This window comes from Corynebacterium glaucum (genome assembly GCF_030408855.1).
Classification (GTDB): Bacteria; Actinomycetota; Actinomycetes; order Mycobacteriales; family Mycobacteriaceae; genus Corynebacterium; species Corynebacterium glaucum.
The window spans coordinates 1,308,909-1,324,995 of the sequence record NZ_CP047358.1 but is presented as its reverse complement, the minus strand read 5'-3'; the positions used below and the strand labels follow the sequence as shown (position 1 = coordinate 1,324,995).

General features: G+C 64.4%; 16 protein-coding genes. 9 read left to right on the top strand and 7 right to left on the bottom strand.

Annotated elements, in window-relative coordinates:
• Positions 1-41 precede the first annotated feature (41 nt).
• Positions 42-977 carry an ABC transporter ATP-binding protein gene (locus CGLAUT_RS06450; protein WP_290184129.1) on the bottom strand — a complete coding sequence of 312 codons (936 nt, stop codon included), beginning with the start codon at positions 975-977 and terminating at the stop codon, positions 42-44.
• A gap of 6 nt (positions 978-983) precedes the next feature.
• Entirely contained in the window at positions 984-2,693 is a 1,710-nt protein-coding gene (gene mptB / locus CGLAUT_RS06445; protein WP_343898658.1) for a polyprenol phosphomannose-dependent alpha 1,6 mannosyltransferase MptB, read from the bottom strand.
• Between the two features lie 174 nt (positions 2,694-2,867).
• Between mptB and CGLAUT_RS06440 the strand changes: the two genes are divergently transcribed.
• Genes CGLAUT_RS06440 through CGLAUT_RS06405 form a run of 8 tightly spaced genes read left to right on the top strand, consistent with a single transcriptional unit; the run spans position 2,868 to position 10,819 of the window.
• A complete protein-coding gene (locus CGLAUT_RS06440; protein WP_290184128.1) occupies positions 2,868-3,614 on the top strand; it encodes a helix-turn-helix transcriptional regulator in 747 nt (248 codons plus the stop codon).
• Positions 3,601-5,046, top strand: a complete 1,446-nt coding sequence (gene sufB, locus CGLAUT_RS06435; protein WP_290184126.1) for a Fe-S cluster assembly protein SufB — start codon at positions 3,601-3,603, stop codon at positions 5,044-5,046. Before CGLAUT_RS06440 ends, sufB begins: the two co-directional genes overlap by 14 nt.
• A 1-nt stretch (position 5,047) precedes the next feature.
• On the top strand, positions 5,048-6,220 hold the full coding sequence (gene sufD, locus CGLAUT_RS06430; RefSeq protein WP_290184124.1) for a Fe-S cluster assembly protein SufD: 1,173 nt from the start codon (positions 5,048-5,050) through the stop codon (positions 6,218-6,220).
• 25 nt (positions 6,221-6,245) lie between these two features.
• Positions 6,246-7,001: a Fe-S cluster assembly ATPase SufC gene (sufC, locus tag CGLAUT_RS06425; protein ID WP_095660000.1), complete on the top strand. Its 756-nt coding sequence runs from the start codon at positions 6,246-6,248 to the stop codon at positions 6,999-7,001.
• Positions 7,001-8,233 (top strand): cysteine desulfurase, encoded by a 1,233-nt coding sequence (locus tag CGLAUT_RS06420; RefSeq protein WP_290184122.1) that lies wholly within the window; start codon positions 7,001-7,003, stop codon positions 8,231-8,233. The genes sufC and CGLAUT_RS06420 overlap by 1 nt, the downstream gene beginning before the upstream one ends.
• Complete coding sequence (gene sufU / locus CGLAUT_RS06415; protein ID WP_095659998.1) at positions 8,230-8,712, top strand: Fe-S cluster assembly sulfur transfer protein SufU; 483 nt, start codon at positions 8,230-8,232, stop codon at positions 8,710-8,712. The genes CGLAUT_RS06420 and sufU overlap by 4 nt, the downstream gene beginning before the upstream one ends.
• A gap of 4 nt (positions 8,713-8,716) precedes the next feature.
• Positions 8,717-9,133: a metal-sulfur cluster assembly factor gene (locus CGLAUT_RS06410; protein WP_290184118.1), complete on the top strand. Its 417-nt coding sequence runs from the start codon at positions 8,717-8,719 to the stop codon at positions 9,131-9,133.
• Between the two features lie 57 nt (positions 9,134-9,190).
• On the top strand, positions 9,191-10,819 hold the full coding sequence (locus CGLAUT_RS06405; protein ID WP_290184117.1) for an ABC-F family ATP-binding cassette domain-containing protein: 1,629 nt from the start codon (positions 9,191-9,193) through the stop codon (positions 10,817-10,819).
• A 55-nt stretch (positions 10,820-10,874) separates the two neighbouring features.
• On the opposite strand, the gene CGLAUT_RS06400 is transcribed toward CGLAUT_RS06405, so the two are convergent.
• Positions 10,875-11,888: a hypothetical protein gene (locus tag CGLAUT_RS06400; protein ID WP_290184115.1), complete on the bottom strand. Its 1,014-nt coding sequence runs from the start codon at positions 11,886-11,888 to the stop codon at positions 10,875-10,877.
• A 155-nt stretch (positions 11,889-12,043) separates the two neighbouring features.
• On the bottom strand, positions 12,044-12,781 hold the full coding sequence (locus tag CGLAUT_RS06395; RefSeq protein WP_290184113.1) for a glutamine amidotransferase: 738 nt from the start codon (positions 12,779-12,781) through the stop codon (positions 12,044-12,046).
• 43 nt (positions 12,782-12,824) lie between these two features.
• Between CGLAUT_RS06395 and CGLAUT_RS06390 the strand changes: the two genes are divergently transcribed.
• The gene (locus CGLAUT_RS06390) at positions 12,825-13,088 is read left to right on the top strand and encodes a PLDc N-terminal domain-containing protein (RefSeq protein WP_290184111.1); all 264 of its coding nucleotides are present in this window, start codon (positions 12,825-12,827) and stop codon (positions 13,086-13,088) included.
• A 27-nt stretch (positions 13,089-13,115) separates the two neighbouring features.
• Here CGLAUT_RS06390 and CGLAUT_RS06385 read toward each other — a convergent pair whose 3' ends face one another.
• From CGLAUT_RS06385 to CGLAUT_RS06375, 3 genes are all read right to left on the bottom strand, one after another.
• On the bottom strand, positions 13,116-14,687 hold the full coding sequence (locus tag CGLAUT_RS06385; RefSeq protein ID WP_290184110.1) for an HNH endonuclease signature motif containing protein: 1,572 nt from the start codon (positions 14,685-14,687) through the stop codon (positions 13,116-13,118).
• An 88-nt stretch (positions 14,688-14,775) separates the two neighbouring features.
• Positions 14,776-15,342 carry a hypothetical protein gene (locus CGLAUT_RS06380; protein WP_290184108.1) on the bottom strand — a complete coding sequence of 189 codons (567 nt, stop codon included), beginning with the start codon at positions 15,340-15,342 and terminating at the stop codon, positions 14,776-14,778.
• Between the two features lie 52 nt (positions 15,343-15,394).
• Positions 15,395-16,084, bottom strand: a complete 690-nt coding sequence (locus CGLAUT_RS06375; protein WP_290184106.1) for a MerR family transcriptional regulator — start codon at positions 16,082-16,084, stop codon at positions 15,395-15,397.
• Between the last annotated feature and the right edge of the window lie 3 nt (positions 16,085-16,087).

Sequence of the window (16,087 nt, the reverse complement as noted above, 5' to 3'; positions counted from 1 at the left end):
AGTGGTTAGCAGGTTTTAGCTGTTTCGCTGGGCTCGTTGGGTTAGCTCCGAAGCTCTCGGCCGGTGAGGGACAAGAAGACGTCTTCGAGGCTGTGGTGGGCAACCGCGAGGTCGCGGATTAGCACGCCTTGGCGCGCCGCCTCGGCGGCGAGGGCTGCAAGGACCTCGGGAGTCCCAGCTCCCTGTATGAGGTAGCGCAGGTTCCGAGGAGCCTCCGCTGCAAGACCGAATGGGGCCAACGCTTCATTCAGCGCGGCGAGATCGAGCGCGGTGGCGGTCTCGACGCTAATCGTGGCTGCGTCAGCCTCGAACTTCTCTTGCGCGATCAGCTGCGCGGGGGTGCCCTTGGCCACCACACGCCCGCGGTCTACGATGACCACGCGGTCGGCGAGAGCCTCCGCCTCATCCATGAGGTGGGTGGTCACGACCACGGTCGTGCCGTCGCGCTTGAGGGCTTCGATGATTTCCCACACCGCGTGCCGCGATTGCGCATCAAGGCCGGCCGTCGGTTCATCGAGAAACACCAGCTCGGGCTTACCGATGATCGCCAGCGCCAGCGAGAGCCGCTGCCGCTGCCCGCCCGAGAGCCGGCGGTACGATGTCTTCGCGACACCCTCCAACCCAAGAAGCTCAAGCAACCACTGCGGGTCGTGCGGGTTGAGGTGGTACGCGGTCGCCAGCTCGAGCATCTGGGTCACGGTTGCCGCTGAGTAGCCGCCGCCCTCCTGAAGCATGATGCCGATCCGGTCGCGGACCTTTTGCGGGTGGGCGGCCGGATCGATGCCCAGCACCCGAATTGCCCCGGCGGTGGGGGAGGCGAAGCCCGTGCACATGTCGATCAGCGTCGATTTGCCCGCGCCGTTCGGCCCGAGCAGCGCAAGAATCTCTCCGCGCTCTGCTGAAAACGTCATGCCGTCGACGGCTGTAGTGTCGCCGAAGCGCTTCACCACGGAATCGACAACCAGGGCGTGCTCCATGGCTGGTTATCGTACCGCGAGGTGCCCGCGCCGCCGCCACCAGATCCAGGCGAGGAAGGCAAGCACCGCAAAGTACGCCGCGGCGGTGGTGTAGATGGTTGCCACCGCGTCTGGTGGCAGGGCGAGACCACGCGACAGCACAAAGAAGCAGAGGGTGGCGCTGATCGCCGCCACCGCGGCGCGGAAGGCGGGCCGGTTCGCCCACGCCGCGAGTGGCAGGAGCGCCCAAAGCGGGTACCACGGGTGCACAACCGGAAACAGCGCAACCAGCACGAGCAAGGAAACCCCAAGCCCGCCGATGGGGTGGATGCCCCCGGTGAACGTCGCCCACAGCATGCGCACCATGAATGCGCCGGCCACCAAGAGCCCGGCGCCGCGGGTCACCAGCAGCATCGCGTCGGAGTGGTCGCCTAAGCCCAGCCGCATACCAATCTCGTTCGCAGCGATTCCGATGTCCGTGGTCACCGACATCCAGCTGCGGATCTCGGCGGCGCCACCTTGACCAGTCACCCAACCAAAGCCAATGCCGGTAATCCAAGAAGCGACCACCGCCGTGGCCGCGAGCACCGCCGCCTGCAACCCTGCGGCACTAGCGATCGCCGCAGCCACCCGCGCGCGCTCGCGCCCGCGCGCGCCCGTACACGCGCGCCCGCGCGCGTGAAGCAACCGCGCCAGCGCCATGCCCGTGAACCCGAGCGCGACAAACCCGGTCACTTTCACCAGGCCCCCGCAGGCCAAAAGCACCCCGGAAAGCACGAACAGCGCCCACCCAGCCGCGTCGCTCAGTCCGCCACGCTCCAGCCGGTCCAGCCCGCGGAACGCTACTTCGAGGCCGACCAGCATGAACGCGGCCATGATCGCTTCGTTATGGATGCCGCCGATCAGGTGGAGGATGGTCAGCGGGTTGCACACGCCGAGCCACAGCGCGGTCGTGGCGTGGACCTGGCACCTCTTCGCCAGCGCCAGCGTCGCCCACGCCGCGATCAACACAAACACGAATGAAATGGCGCGGTGGGCGAGCACACCGGCGAAGATGTCGTCGTTCGTCAGCGCCGAAATCGCCGACGCGATGCCCAGCGCGACCGGGCCGTACGGGCTTGGGGATTCCGCCCAAATGAACGGCACTGACCTCGCGAGATGGTGCTCCGCACCGAGCAGCTCGACCGGGCCCGCGGAGTACGGGTCGATGCCCTGCCGCACGATCGACCCCTGCGCGAGATACGAATAAATATCCTGCGTGAACAGGGGAGCAGTGACCAGCAAAGGGGCGGTCCAAGCCACAAACGTCGCAACCATCACCCGCGCCGGCACCCGCGCGGGGCTGCGCCCAACCCCAATCAGCGGCGCCATTAGCAGCCAGGCGGCCACCATCAGCCCCACCCCGACCAGCACCACAGAGGACGACGCCAGCATCATTCGCCCCATCAGCGCTCCGCCGGGCAGCCCAAACCACGGGTTATCCACCACCGGCAGCGCGCCGCCACCCAAGCCACCGAACCCCATCAGCAGGGCACCCACCGCACCCAGCCACCGCAGCAAGAACAGCAGCTTCTTTTCGCTTATCGACGCCTCACCCGCGCCCGTACCCACCCCCGAACTGTCATGCAACGTGCTCGATCGAGACCCCGGGTCACCCATCCGAGGCAGCGCGCTGCGCACGGACAAGCTGGACGCACCCGCGCGGGCGGGGCGTACTGTACGGTGGCGGAGATTCACACCGGCAGATTCTATTGGGCGCGGTTGGGTGGTGGGGCGGGGGACCGTCGTCAAGCGAAAAGCCCCTATCGAGCAAGGTGACCCTTAGGGGCGAAATGAATTAACGCACACTAGTGTTGTGAAAAGGCGTAGCATTTGGTTGCGCCGGAACTCGAGGGAAGCGAGGTGGAGACGATGGCGACTACGCGCAGTGTCGGCGGTGATACGCGGCGAACGATTATGACGCAGCTGCTCAAGCGCGGTCCCGTCACCGCCACCGAGCTCGGCGCAGAGCTGGGGCTCACCCCCGCAGGCGTGCGTCGCCACCTCGATGCCCTGATCGCGGATGCGCTTGTAGAAACCTGCGAAGCGAACACCGTGGCGGGGGCGGAAGTTGGGCGCGGGCGCCCGGCGAAGTATTTCCGGCTGACTGACCAGGGGCGAAGCCACTTCGGCGATACGTACGACGAGCTCGCGCTCGACGCCGTGGATCTCATTGAATCGCTCGGGGGCGACGACGCGGTGCGCGCCTTTGCCCAGGGGCGGATCGCGAAGATTCTGCGCGGCGTGCGGGGTGAGGCGTCGAACGGTGCTGAAAGTGCCGGTGCTGCAGATGTGGAAGACGCCGATGGCGTCAAGGCGATTGTCGCCGAGGTTGCTGCCGCGCTCGAGGAGCACGGTTACGCGACTTCGGTGACCCGCGCCGGCGGCGGCATCCAAATCTGCCAGCACCACTGCCCAGTTTCCGCGGTTGCGGCCAAGCACCCGGAGCTGTGCGACGCAGAGCATGAGGCCATTTCTCAACTCGTGGGTCGGCACGTTCAGCCGCTCGCGCTTATTGCGAACGGTCACGGCATCTGCACGACCAATATCCCTCTCGCCGCACCCGCTTCTGCGGCAGGAGACAATTATGAAAGGAGCGGCAACAATGACGAAAGCTAACCCAGCACCCGGCCTTGAAACCCCGATGAACGATGACCAGATCATCGAATCCATCGGCGCCTACAACTACGGATGGCACGACTCCGACGTGGCGGGCGCTTCTGCCCGACGCGGCCTGAGCGAGGACGTTGTCCGCGACATCTCCGGCATCAAGAACGAGCCGGAGTGGATGCTCAACCAGCGTCTCAAGGCGCTCGAGATCTTCGAGAAGAAGCCGATGCCCACCTGGGGCGCCGACTTGAGCGACATCGACTTCGACAACATCAAGTACTACGTGCGCTCCACCGAGGAGCAGGCCACCACCTGGGACGACCTTCCCGAGGACATTAAGAACACCTACGACAAGCTGGGCATCCCCGAAGCTGAGAAGCAGCGCCTGGTTGCGGGTGTGGCTGCCCAGTACGAATCCGAGGTGGTTTACCACCAGATCCGCGAGGACCTCGAGGAGAAGGGCGTCATCTTCCTGGACACCGACTCGGGCCTGCGCGAGCACCCGGAGCTGTTTCAGGAGTACTTCGGCTCCGTCATTCCGGCCGGCGACAACAAGTTCTCCGCGCTGAACTCGGCGGTATGGTCTGGCGGCTCCTTCATCTATGTCCCGCCGGGGGTCCACGTGGACATTCCGCTCCAGGCCTACTTCCGCATCAACACGGAAAACATGGGCCAGTTCGAGCGCACCCTGATCATTGTCGACGAAGACGCCTACGTGCACTACGTTGAGGGCTGCACCGCACCGATCTACAAGTCCGACTCGCTGCACTCCGCCGTGGTGGAGATCATTGTGAAGAAGGGCGGTCGCTGCCGCTACACCACGATTCAGAACTGGTCGAACAACGTGTACAACCTGGTGACCAAGCGTGCGCGCGCCGAGGAAGGCGCGACCATGGAGTGGGTCGACGGCAACATCGGCTCCAAGGTGACCATGAAGTACCCGGCCGTGTGGATGACCGGCGAGCACGCCCGCGGCGAGGTGCTCTCCGTCGCCTTCGCCGGCGAGGGCCAGTTCCAGGACACCGGTGCGAAGATGGTGCACCTCGCGCCGCGTACCTCGTCCTCCGTGGTGTCGAAGTCCGTTGCGCGCGGCGGCGGCCGTTCCGCTTACCGCGGCCTGATCCACGTGAACGCGAACGCGTCTAACTCCGTGTCCAACGTCGAGTGCGACGCGCTGCTGGTGGACAACATCTCCCGCTCGGACACCTACCCGTACAACGACATCCGCAACGACCGCGTCACCCTCGGCCACGAGGCGAAGGTGTCCAAGGTCAGCGAGGAGCAGCTGTTCTACCTCATGTCGCGCGGCATTCCGGAAGAAGAGGCGATGGCGATGATCGTGCGCGGCTTCGTCGAGCCGATTGCCAAGGAGCTGCCGATGGAATACGCCCTCGAGCTCAACCGCCTCATCGAGCTGCAAATGGAAGGATCGGTGGGCTAGATTGACCACTCCCGTCACCCCAGTAACCAACGCAACCACGCACAACAACAAGGGCGATCTGTTCCAGTCCTTCGACGTCGCGGACTTCCCGGTTCCCTCCGGCCGCGACGAGGTTTGGCGCTTCGTCTCCCTGCGCAGGCTCCGCGGGTTGCACACCGGAGACTTCGCTCAGCAGGCCCCGGCACAAGTGCTTGTCGACGGCCCGTCCAACGTCATCGTCGAGCAAGTTCCCGCCTCCGATGAGCGCCTGCGGGTCGCCGGCGGCCCCGTCGACCGCGTGGCCGCCCAGGCGTGGAGCGCGGCCGAGCACGGCACCATCATCACGGTGCCGGCCGATGCAGTGCTTGAGGCGCCGATCGTGATCACCGTGACCGGTGCCGGCCTGGACGCCACCACGTTTGCCACGATCCTTGTGGAAACCGGTGCGCATTCCCAGGCCACTGTCATCGTGCGCTACGAAGGCTCCGGCACCCACGCCGACAATGTGAACTGGCACATCGGTGAAGGCTCGCACGTGAACGCGGTGGTGGACACCGAGTGGGCACGCGACGCCGTGCACGTGGGCCAGCAGTCGATCCGCGTCGAGCGCAACGCAACCCTGCGCCACACTGTTGCCGCGTTCGGCGGCGAGGTCGTGCGCCTCACCCCGCGCGTGACCTTCGCGGCCCCGGGCGGCGATGTCGAGCTCAGCGGTGTGTACTTCGCCGACGCTGGTCAGTACATCGAAAACCGCATGCTGGTGGACCACTCGGTGCCCAACTGCCGTTCCAACGTGCTGTACAAGGGCGCGCTCCAGGGCGACAAGAACTCCGGCCTGCCGGAGGCGCGTACCTGCTGGGTCGGTGACGTGCTCATCCGCGCCGCGGCGACCGGCACCGACACCTACGAGACGAACCGCAACCTCGTGCTTACCGACGGCGCCCGCGCCGACGCAGTGCCGAACCTGGAGATCGAGACCGGTGAGATCGCCGGTGCCGGCCACGCCGCGACTGTGGGCCGCTTCGACGAGGAGCAGCTGTTCTACCTGCGCTCCCGCGGTATCCCGGAGGAAGAAGCGACGCGACTGATCATCCGCGGCTTCTTCAACGAGGTGCTCAACCACATCCCGGTGGAATCGGTCCGCGACGAACTCATCGCCCGCGTTGCAGGCGAGCTCGAGCAGAACAACAACTAACGGCCCAACACGTACAAGGAACCCAATGTCAACGCTTGAAATTAAGAACCTGCACGCCAACGTCCTGCCGACGGAGGAGGGCCAGGAGCCCACTCCGATCCTCAAGGGCGTGAACCTCACCATCAACGGCGGTGAGACGCACGCGATCATGGGCCCGAACGGCTCCGGCAAGTCCACCCTTGCTTACACTCTTTCCGGCCACCCGAAGTACGAGGTCACCGAGGGCGAGGTGCTGCTCGACGGCGAGAACATCCTCGACATGGAGATCGACGAGCGCGCCCGCGCCGGCCTCTTCCTGGCCATGCAGTACCCGGTCGAGGTGCCGGGCGTGTCCTCCTCCAACTTCATGCGCTCTGCGGTGACCGCGGTGCGCGGCGAGGCGCCGAAGCTGCGCGAGTGGGTGGGTGAGCTCAACGCGGCGCGCGATGCGCTGTCGATGGATGCGTCGTTTAGCGAGCGCTCCGTGAACGAAGGCTTCTCCGGCGGCGAGAAGAAGCGCCACGAGGTGATGCAGCTGATGCTGATGAAGCCGAAGTTTGCGGTGATGGACGAGACCGACTCCGGCCTCGACGTCGACGCGCTACGCGTGGTGTCCGAGGGCATCAACCGCTACCAGGACGAGACCGGTGGCGGCGTGCTCATGATCACCCACTACAAGCGCATCCTGAACTACGTGCAGCCGGACTTCATCCACGTGTTTGCGGACGGCAAGATCGTCGAAACCGGTGGTCCGGAGCTCGCAGATCAGCTTGAGGCCGAAGGGTACGAGAAGTTCATCTAATGGCACTTGATGTCGAAGCAATCCGCGCAGAGTTCCCGATCCTGTCGCGCACGGTGCGTGACGGAAAGCCGCTGGTCTACTTGGACTCCGGCGCGACGTCGCAGCGCCCGCAGCGGGTGTGGGACGCGGAGCGCGACTTCGTAATGGGCTACAACGCCCCCGTGCACCGCGGTTCGTACCAGCTCGCGGAGGAAGCCACGGACGCCTACGAGACGGCGCGCGACCGGATCGCCCGCTTCGTGGGTGCGGAAGATCACGAGCTCGCGTTCACGAAGAATGCCACCGAGGCACTCAACCTCGTCGCGTATGTGCTCGGTGACGAGCGCGCCGGCGACCTTCGCGTCACCGAGGGCAACACCATCGTGATCACCGAGCTCGAGCACCACGCCAACCTCGTGCCGTGGCAGGAGCTGGCGCGGCGCACGGGTGCCACGCTGAAGTGGTATTCGATGACCGAAGACGGCCGCATCGACCTCGACTCGCTCGAGCTCGACGACTCCGTCAAGGTGGTGGCATTTACTCACCAGTCCAACGTCACCGGCGCGCACGCCGATGTCGAAGAGATGGTGCGTCGCGCGAAAGCCGTCGGTGCGCTCACGGTGCTCGACGCGTGCCAGTCGGTGCCGCACATGCCGGTCAACTTCCGCGAGCTCGGCGTCGACTTCGCCGCGTTCTCCGGCCACAAGATGTGCGGCCCCAACGGTGTCGGCGCGGTGTACTCGCCGCACCTCAACGACCTCCCGCCATTTCTCACCGGCGGCTCCATGATCGAGGTGGTGCGGATGGAAGGCTCCACTTACGCCCCGGCACCGCAGCGCTTCGAGGCCGGCACACAGATGACGTCGCAGGTCGTCGGGCTCGGCGCGGCGGTCGAGTTCCTCGAAGAGGTCGGCATGGAAAACATCGTCCGGCACGAGCACGAGCTCACGGCTTATGCTCTCGAGCAGATGCAGCTTATCGACGGCCTGCGCATCGCCGGTCCTTTGACAGCCGAGAAGCGCGGCGGCGCGATTGCCTTTACGGTCGAGGGCGTGCACCCGCACGACCTTGGCCAGGTGCTCGACTCCGAGGGCGTGGCAATCCGCACCGGCCACCACTGCGCGTGGCCGGCCCACCGAGGCCTCGACCTGCAGTCCACCTCCCGGGCGAGCTTCTACCTCTACAACACGCTTGATGAGGTTGACGCGTTGGTGTCGTCGATAAGCAAGGCGAAGGAGTTCTTCACACGATGAACCTGGAAGCGATGTACCAGGAAGTGATCCTGGACCACTACAAGAACCCGCAGCATGCGGGCCTGCGCGAGCCGTACGAAGCGGAGGTGCACCACGTCAACCCGTCGTGTGGCGACGAGCTGACGCTGCGGGTGCACCTGTCCGCGGACGGCGACACGGTCGAGGATGTTTCCTACGACGCGGAAGGCTGCTCGATTTCGCAGGCGTCGACCTCGGTCATGGCCGAGGAGCTCATCGGGTTGTCGGTGGGCGAGGCCTGGAAGAAGCTCGCTGCGTTCGAGGAGATGGTGACCTCGCGCGGCACGATCGAAGGCGATGCGGAGCTGATTGGGGACGGCGTCGCGTTCGCCGGAGTGGCCAAGTTCCCCGCCCGCGTGAAGTGCGCGCTGCTGGGGTGGAAGGCGTTCGAGGCGGCGACCGCTGAGGCGGTTGAGGCTGCCGGAACTGATACGGCTAACGGCAACGAGACGGAGGGATAGGGAAATGGAACAGAACGAAGAAAAGACTGCGTCCAACTTCGACGGTGCGGGCGAGCGCCCGACCCAGACCGAGGAGCAGCTCAAGCTGGTCGGCGACGTCGAAGAGTTCATGCGCGACGTGATTGACCCGGAGCTGGGCATCAACGTCATCGACCTCGGGCTGGTGTACGACATCTGGATCGAGGGTGGAACCGCCGAAGACGGCTCCACGAAACCCACGGTCGCGGTCATCAACATGACGCTGACCTCGCCAGCCTGCCCGCTCACTGACGTGATTGAGGAGCAGGCTCGCATTTCCGTGGTTGAAAACACCGCCGTGGATGAGATTGCGCTGAACTGGGTGTGGATGCCGCCGTGGGGCCCGCACATGATCACCGAAGAGGGCCGCGAACAGCTCCGCGCGCTTGGGTTCGCCGTGTAGTTTCGCTGCTTACCTTTGGTTTAGCGCTTTCGCCGCGCCAGCGTAAGGTGGTACGGCGTGATTGTCACCAATGATCTCGAGGTGCGCGTCGGTGCGCGCACGCTTCTCGACGCCCCGGGGCAACACCTCCGTGTCCAGCCCGGCGACCGCATCGGCCTGGTGGGCCGCAACGGCGCGGGCAAAACCACCACGATGCGCATCCTGTCGGGGGAGACGGAGCCGTACGGCGGTTCGGTGACTCGATCCGGCGAGATCGGATACCTCCCGCAGGACTCCAAAGAGGGCGACATCGAGCAGACCGCCCGTGACCGGGTGCTCTCGGCGCGCGGGCTGGACGAGATTCAGCGCTCGATGGCGAAGCAGCAGGCCTTGATGGAAACCGCCGACGGCGCAGAGCGCGACAAGGCGATCGCGAAATACTCGCGGCTGGAGGAGCGCTACCATGCGCTCGGCGGCTACGAGGCGAACGCCGAAGCGGCGCAGATCTGCGACAACCTGGGTCTGCCTGAGCGGATCCTTGACCAGCCGCTCAAGACCTTGTCGGGCGGCCAGCGCCGCCGCGTTGAGCTCGCACAGATCCTTTTCGCCTCCCGGTCTGGTTCGGGGAAGTCAGCCACCACATTGCTTCTCGACGAGCCCACGAACCACCTCGACGCCGACTCGATCACTTGGCTCCGCGGATTCCTGTCCAAGCACGAGGGCGGGTTGATCATGATCTCCCACGATGTCGAGCTGCTCGAGGATGTCTGCAACAAGATTTGGTTCCTCGATGCCGTCCGAGCGGAAGCTGACGTTTATAACATGGGCTTTTCCAAGTACCAGAAGGCGCGCGCCGAGGACGAGGCGCGGCGCCGCCGCGAGCGCGCAAACGCTGAGAAAAAGGCTTCGGCACTGCAGAAGCAGGCGGCGAAGCTCGGCGCGAAAGCGACCAAGGCCGCGGCGTCGAAGCAGATGCTTGCCCGCGCGGAGCGCATGATGAGCGAGCTTGACGACGTCCGCGTCGCCGACAAGTTCGCCGCCATCTCGTTCCCAGAGCCCGCCCCGTGCGGCAAAACGCCGCTGTACGGCAAGGGGTTGACCAAGATGTACGGCTCGCTCGAGGTTTTTGCGGGCGTGGATCTGGCAATTGACAAAGGCTCACGCGTAGTGGTGCTGGGCACGAACGGCGCCGGCAAGACCACCCTGCTCAAGCTGCTCGCCGGCGTTGAGCGAACCGATGGCGAAGGCGGCTTGGTCTCCGGCCACGGCCTGAAGATTGGCTACTTCGCCCAGGAGCACGACACCATCGACGGAGACAAGACCGTGTGGGAGAACACGATCGAGGCGTGCCCCGATGCCGGCCAGCAAGACCTGCGGGGTCTACTCGGCGCGTTCATGTTCTCCGGTGAGAAACTCGAACAGCCGGCCGGCACGCTCTCTGGCGGCGAGAAGACGCGCCTGGCGCTGGCAACGCTCGTCTCCTCTCGCGCGAATGTGCTGCTACTCGACGAGCCCACCAACAACCTCGACCCCCAGTCCCGCGAGCAGGTCCTCGACGCGCTTAAGACCTACACGGGGGCGGTGGTGCTGGTCACCCACGATCCTGGAGCGGTGCGCGCCCTGGAGCCGGAGCGCGTCATCATCATGCCGGAGGGTGATGAGGACCTTTGGAGCGACGAATACATGGAGATCGTCGAGCTGGCCTAGCGGCAACAGTTTCTCTGGGCAACCTCGGCGGGTCACCCCGCAACCCCGGCGAGCGCTAGAACGGGGCCGCAATGGCCAGATCGCGCTGCCACCCGTACCGGTTGTGGTAGTCGGGGGCAAGAGACACCCCGCGCTCGCGGAACTGCTGGTGCAGTGCGCGACGGATCTGTGCAGCGCCGGTCTTGTGCAGTTTCTGTTCGGCTTCGATGGTGCCATCGGCGGCGTGGAGCCGAATCATCTTCTCCACGCAATCGACGACCACGATCGGGCAGTCGTTGCTAAACGGCAAGCTGTCGTCGGAATGGGTGTCGTCCTCGAGGCGGAACGGAACCACCACCGGATCGATCCCGCGGCACGCCTGCACAATGCCGCTCGTGGCCTGCGCGGGCTCCGCCATGATGTAGCGGTCGGTGTCCTTAATCCAGCCGAGGACGCCGCTGAGCGCATCGGTTCCGTTCATCGGGATGTGCACGGTGGTTCCAGAAATCTTGTCCCCGTCACGCTCATGGATGACGCGGACGTTGCCGGACGCCGCCGTGGGCGCGAGGTGCTCGAGGGCCTCGGTGAGCTCAGTAAAAAATGTCGTGCTGAGCTGCTTCGCAATCGCGGCGTCGAACGGCCCACGCAGGACCGCCGGCCCGTCGGAGTGCTTGATCGCAATCTCCCCACCCGCGAAATCGAGCCGCAGGTACCACACGACCGGGTCGTCAAACGAATTCCCCGACCTCACCTCGGGGCCGGAACCCAAGTAATCGTCCGGTGGCGGGTCGCCGGGTCCGTGGAACAGCGCAATGTGTTCCAAGGAACTCTTGCACCGAGCAAGCACTTCCCGTGTTCCTTGGGCGGCGTCGGCGGTAGTGATGTCGTGAAGCGAGACGGCCTCGAGTACGCCGGCGATGATTTCGGGCCCATCGGCGGTGGCCTCGATCGTCAAACCGTGTTCGCAGGCATCGTCGTCACGCTCGAAAACGATGTCGATGCGATTGGTGGCCTTAATTGGGCGCCTGTAATCGCCGGGGTAATCGGGGTAGTCGGGATAGTTAGGGTAGTGGGGGTACTCGTCGTGCATTGCTGGAGCCTTTCGCTGCGCCACCCGCAGGTGGATTTGATAGATTCGTTCGTTGGTATCTTGAACGTAACTTACAAAAAGCTCTCTGAAAAGCCTCCATGGGTCAGATGTCCACTTAGATGGACATCCCAGCCCGCGCGCCTGCGCGCCGCGAACTAGAACCGACGGTAGCGCTCGGCGAAGTTCGCGAGGATCCGGTTCGAGTAGCTGTAATCGTGCGCGTACGCCGTCTCCAGAATGTCGTCAAACACGTCGAGGCGGAAATACCCGAGGTGTGCATACAGTCGTAGCCGCGCTTCGAGGGTCTCAGCGGTGAGCTCGGGATGGAACTGCGTCGCGTAGACGTTCGTCTTCACTCGAAACATTTGGGTGGGGCATTCGATACCGGTCAGCAGCAGCGTCGCAGATTCCGGGAGCTCGCTGATCGCCTCTTTATGTCCGACAAGCGTGGGGAAGGACTTCGGAAAGCCCTCCAGGAGTGGGTCGTCCACTGCGTCGTCGGTAAGCAAAAGCTCCACCATGCCGGCCTCTTCGGCATGCTCGTCGCCGAGCCGCGCCCCGATCGCGCTGCCAACAGTACCGATGCCATAGCACGCACCCATGAGCGGAAAATCGCGGTCGATGATTTCGTTTACAAGGGTGCCAATCTCGCGCTCGATGCGCAGTTGCAGTTCGCTTTTCGACGGCTCGGTGTGATTGAACGGGCTCCCTCCAAGGAGGACCCCCGAATACGTATCGAGGTCGACGTCTCCAAGCGGGCCTTGCTCCACGCGGCGCTGTTCAATCGCGTCCTCGGGGATGCGCATCTTCGTCTGGAAGGAGAGCCGCTCTTCGTTGGCGGCCGCGTCCTCCGGCCGTGTGCTGAGAAGCAGGAAGGGGCGATCGACGGTCATTTCCGTAAATCTAGTGCACGGGCAGCGGGGTAGGGTCGAGGTCATGGAAAAGGATTCGCGTGCAGAACTCTTCGCCCACCTCATAAAAACCTCACGGGAAGGCTGGAACTCCCTATCGCGCCGCCAGCGTCAGGTCCTTGGGGCTTTTCTCCTGATCGACGGCGTAGCCAAGACGCTCGCTCTTACCGATTTGGCGCGGGCGAAGAAGCGCAAAGTGCGAGGTCCGAAGTGGGTGTGGGCACCGCTGATCACCTTCGTCGACGTCGTAGGCTGGGCAAGTTACTTCGCCGCAGGCAAGAAGCGGTGACGCACGCTCTCGTCGAGACGCCTGAGTTTAGAACGGCGGGTCAGGGTCTTGGCCCTGCAGCACTAGCTGAAACTCTGATTGCCCGGGATCACGAGGCTGACCATGATTCTCTGGTCGCCCACGAGTTCGCAACCTGCGCACCGCAGAGTGCCGCGCTCCGTCTGACTGATTGAACTCGAGATTGCCTCGGCCCCGTCTACGTAAACCCGCTCGACCTTCCCCGGGTTCGTACTCCATGTGACTCTTGTTGTATCTGTGGTCCCAGTGGTCGTTGTTCTGGCGGTGATGCTCCCGACACAATGGGGTGAGGTTGGCGATGTCCGTATTCCCGCCCCGGATCCAAGCAAGCACGTGGTGCGCTTCGCACTCGCTCAACGGCACGCTGCACCCAGCCCAGGCGCAAACCCCGTCCACCGCGAGTAACGCGACCCGCTGCGCAATCGACGCGATCCTCGTGGAACGCTGCAGATTCAGCGGCACCCCAGTCGCTCCTTCAACCGTGAGCACGAAATCGGCGGTGCCGTCCATGCCGAGGCGGACGAGGTCGAAGCCATCGAGGTCGATGCCGGTGCTGGTGCTGAACCGCGTTGTTGCATCGGCATCAGCAAGATCGTCGAGAGTCACACTGACTACCACCGAAGCGCAACCGTTGGCCTCTCGCTGTTGCTTGCACGAGTCGTAGTGCTTGAAAATCTGCATCAGCTGGTCGTAGCGGCGCTGGGCAGGGGAGCGGTAGTCCTCCACGCCCTCCGGCAGGTTCGAATTCGGGGCGGCGCCCTTATCCAGCAACGCCTTTATTAGCGCTGTGTCGCCGGCGACACCGGTGATGCGGATGTCGAAGGTGCCGTCCGCCTTCCGCTGGCTGACGACCACCCCACGCTTTTCCATTCCCGCATTCGGATTGTGAGGCTGCCGGTGCTTGCGATTCTCCTCATTCACCCAGCGCCGCACGGTGGCCCGGAGATCCGCTACATCGCGGGTGAGGGCTTCACGCATGGCGTCGGCAAGCAGGCGCTGCCGCTCGCCCTGCGCAGCGTCGAGGAGGTTGTCCAGCTCCTGGCGGATAGCGGCTTGTTTCTCGCTGCTCACGCGGCTGGCCTGGCCACGGGCCTTCTTCTGGTTCTCGCGGGCCTGCTGTCTCGCCCGCTCTTGCTCCTCTCGCACTCGGCGCTCACGCTCTGCACGCTCCCGTTCCGCAGCCTCACGCTCCGCGGCATCCTGGGCCGAATCGCCGTCGTTGCCGGTTGACTGACCATCGGCATCGGATTCATGCTCACCCGTGCCCGGCGCAGGCGGCTCCGCGAACAGGTCCTTGCCCCGCGCGAGTCGGTCGTACGCCTCCTTAGGCGACAAGCCCAAACACTGCTTCAAATACGCATTCGGATGTTTCGCGCCAACGCGCCGCCCGGCCTCATCGCGTTCACAGATGTGCGCAAAAGCAGCGTCGATCAGGGCCTTGGCATTGAAGATCGCCTCGAGTTTCTCCATTGACTCGCGCACATCGTCAAACGCCACTTCGGAGGGGTCTTCAAACATGTCTCGGATCTGGAATAGAGCATTGCCGACGACGTCGACATTGCGTTCCAGCTCCGTAACCATGAACCCTCCCTTCAAACAGATGTGCGGTTGTACTCATCTCGAATATACAGAACGCCACCGACACAAGGGAAGGGTCTGAACGTACACTTCAGTGGACATCGAGCTGCGCAGCGCCCAACCGCTCCAACACCCCAGCACCACCGCCCGAGTAAAACCGCACCCGTTCCGCATCCTCCCAAATAGGCTTCTGCCAGGGATAACGGTCACGGGCGGCCGCAACAGGAGACCACAGCTCCACCACTACATCTGTCCCGACCGGCCCGCCAACCACAAGCTCGCCGCCACCAACAGCAACCTCCGCCTCAAAGGTCCGATCACTCCGCACATCCGAAATATCAGCCAACGGGACAACCGCAAACACTTTCTTCCCACGCCGCAGCACCAGCTCGCGATCATCCACGTACCCAGGACGCACACGCTCGCCGGCAATCATCGACCACACAAACACCAGCCCCCACACCGAAAGCACCAGCGCCACAACCCGCACCACCCCTGCAGGAAGCAGAAAATGCACCACTACAAGCTCGATCAGCATCACCGCGGTAAGGAACCCCACCATCTGCAGTCTCCCCGGTTGATGCGGCAGCACCGTCGCCCCATCAGGAACCACCACTCGGCCACGAACCCACCGCACGAGATCCCGGTATAACCCCATTTCATACCGCCACATCCGCACTGCCGGATGCCGCTCAATCAAACCCCACACCCTACGCATCGAACTCACCCGCCAAAGCTCGTACCGCAACCCCCTGCGCCCCCTGAACCTCCAGGTCGCCGAACTCCAGCGTCAGGTCACCCGGGATCAAAGTCGCAGCCACACCCCGCATCACAGTCAGCGGATACAGGGCCTTGAGCTTATCGACGGCCCCTTGAACCCGCCCATCCCGCTCCCGCATCCGCCCCAGCTCTTCCCAGATATCCGCGAGCTCCCGCGACGCCACAACGCAGTCATCGTCACCGAGGTTCGCACGCAGCGTCTCCCACGTTGCCGGAGTAGCAACACCAGCCACCGCCATCAAGTCGAACGCGTCGACTTCAGACTGTGCGTAGTCGGAGTCACCCAGCACCTCAAGCAGGCGTTCTCGCACATCTGCGGGCATCCCGACCGGGTTCTTTTGCAACGCGATGAGGCGCGTTCGCTGTTGGGAAAGCAGTGCTAACCGGGCGTCGATAAGCGAAATGGAGCGCTCCACCGCATCGGGTGAGTGGATGTCTGCGACCGCAACCCCCGCATCGATGAGTGCTCGAGCGCGGAGCACCGCGACCAGGTCGGGGGCCGAATAGTCGCGGTAATTGCCGCTGGTGCGGGCGGGTTCGGGGACGGCTCCGGTCTCGTGGAGGTGGCGGATAGCGCGCACGGAGCAGCCGGCGGCGCGCGCGACGTCGGAGATTCTCATGAC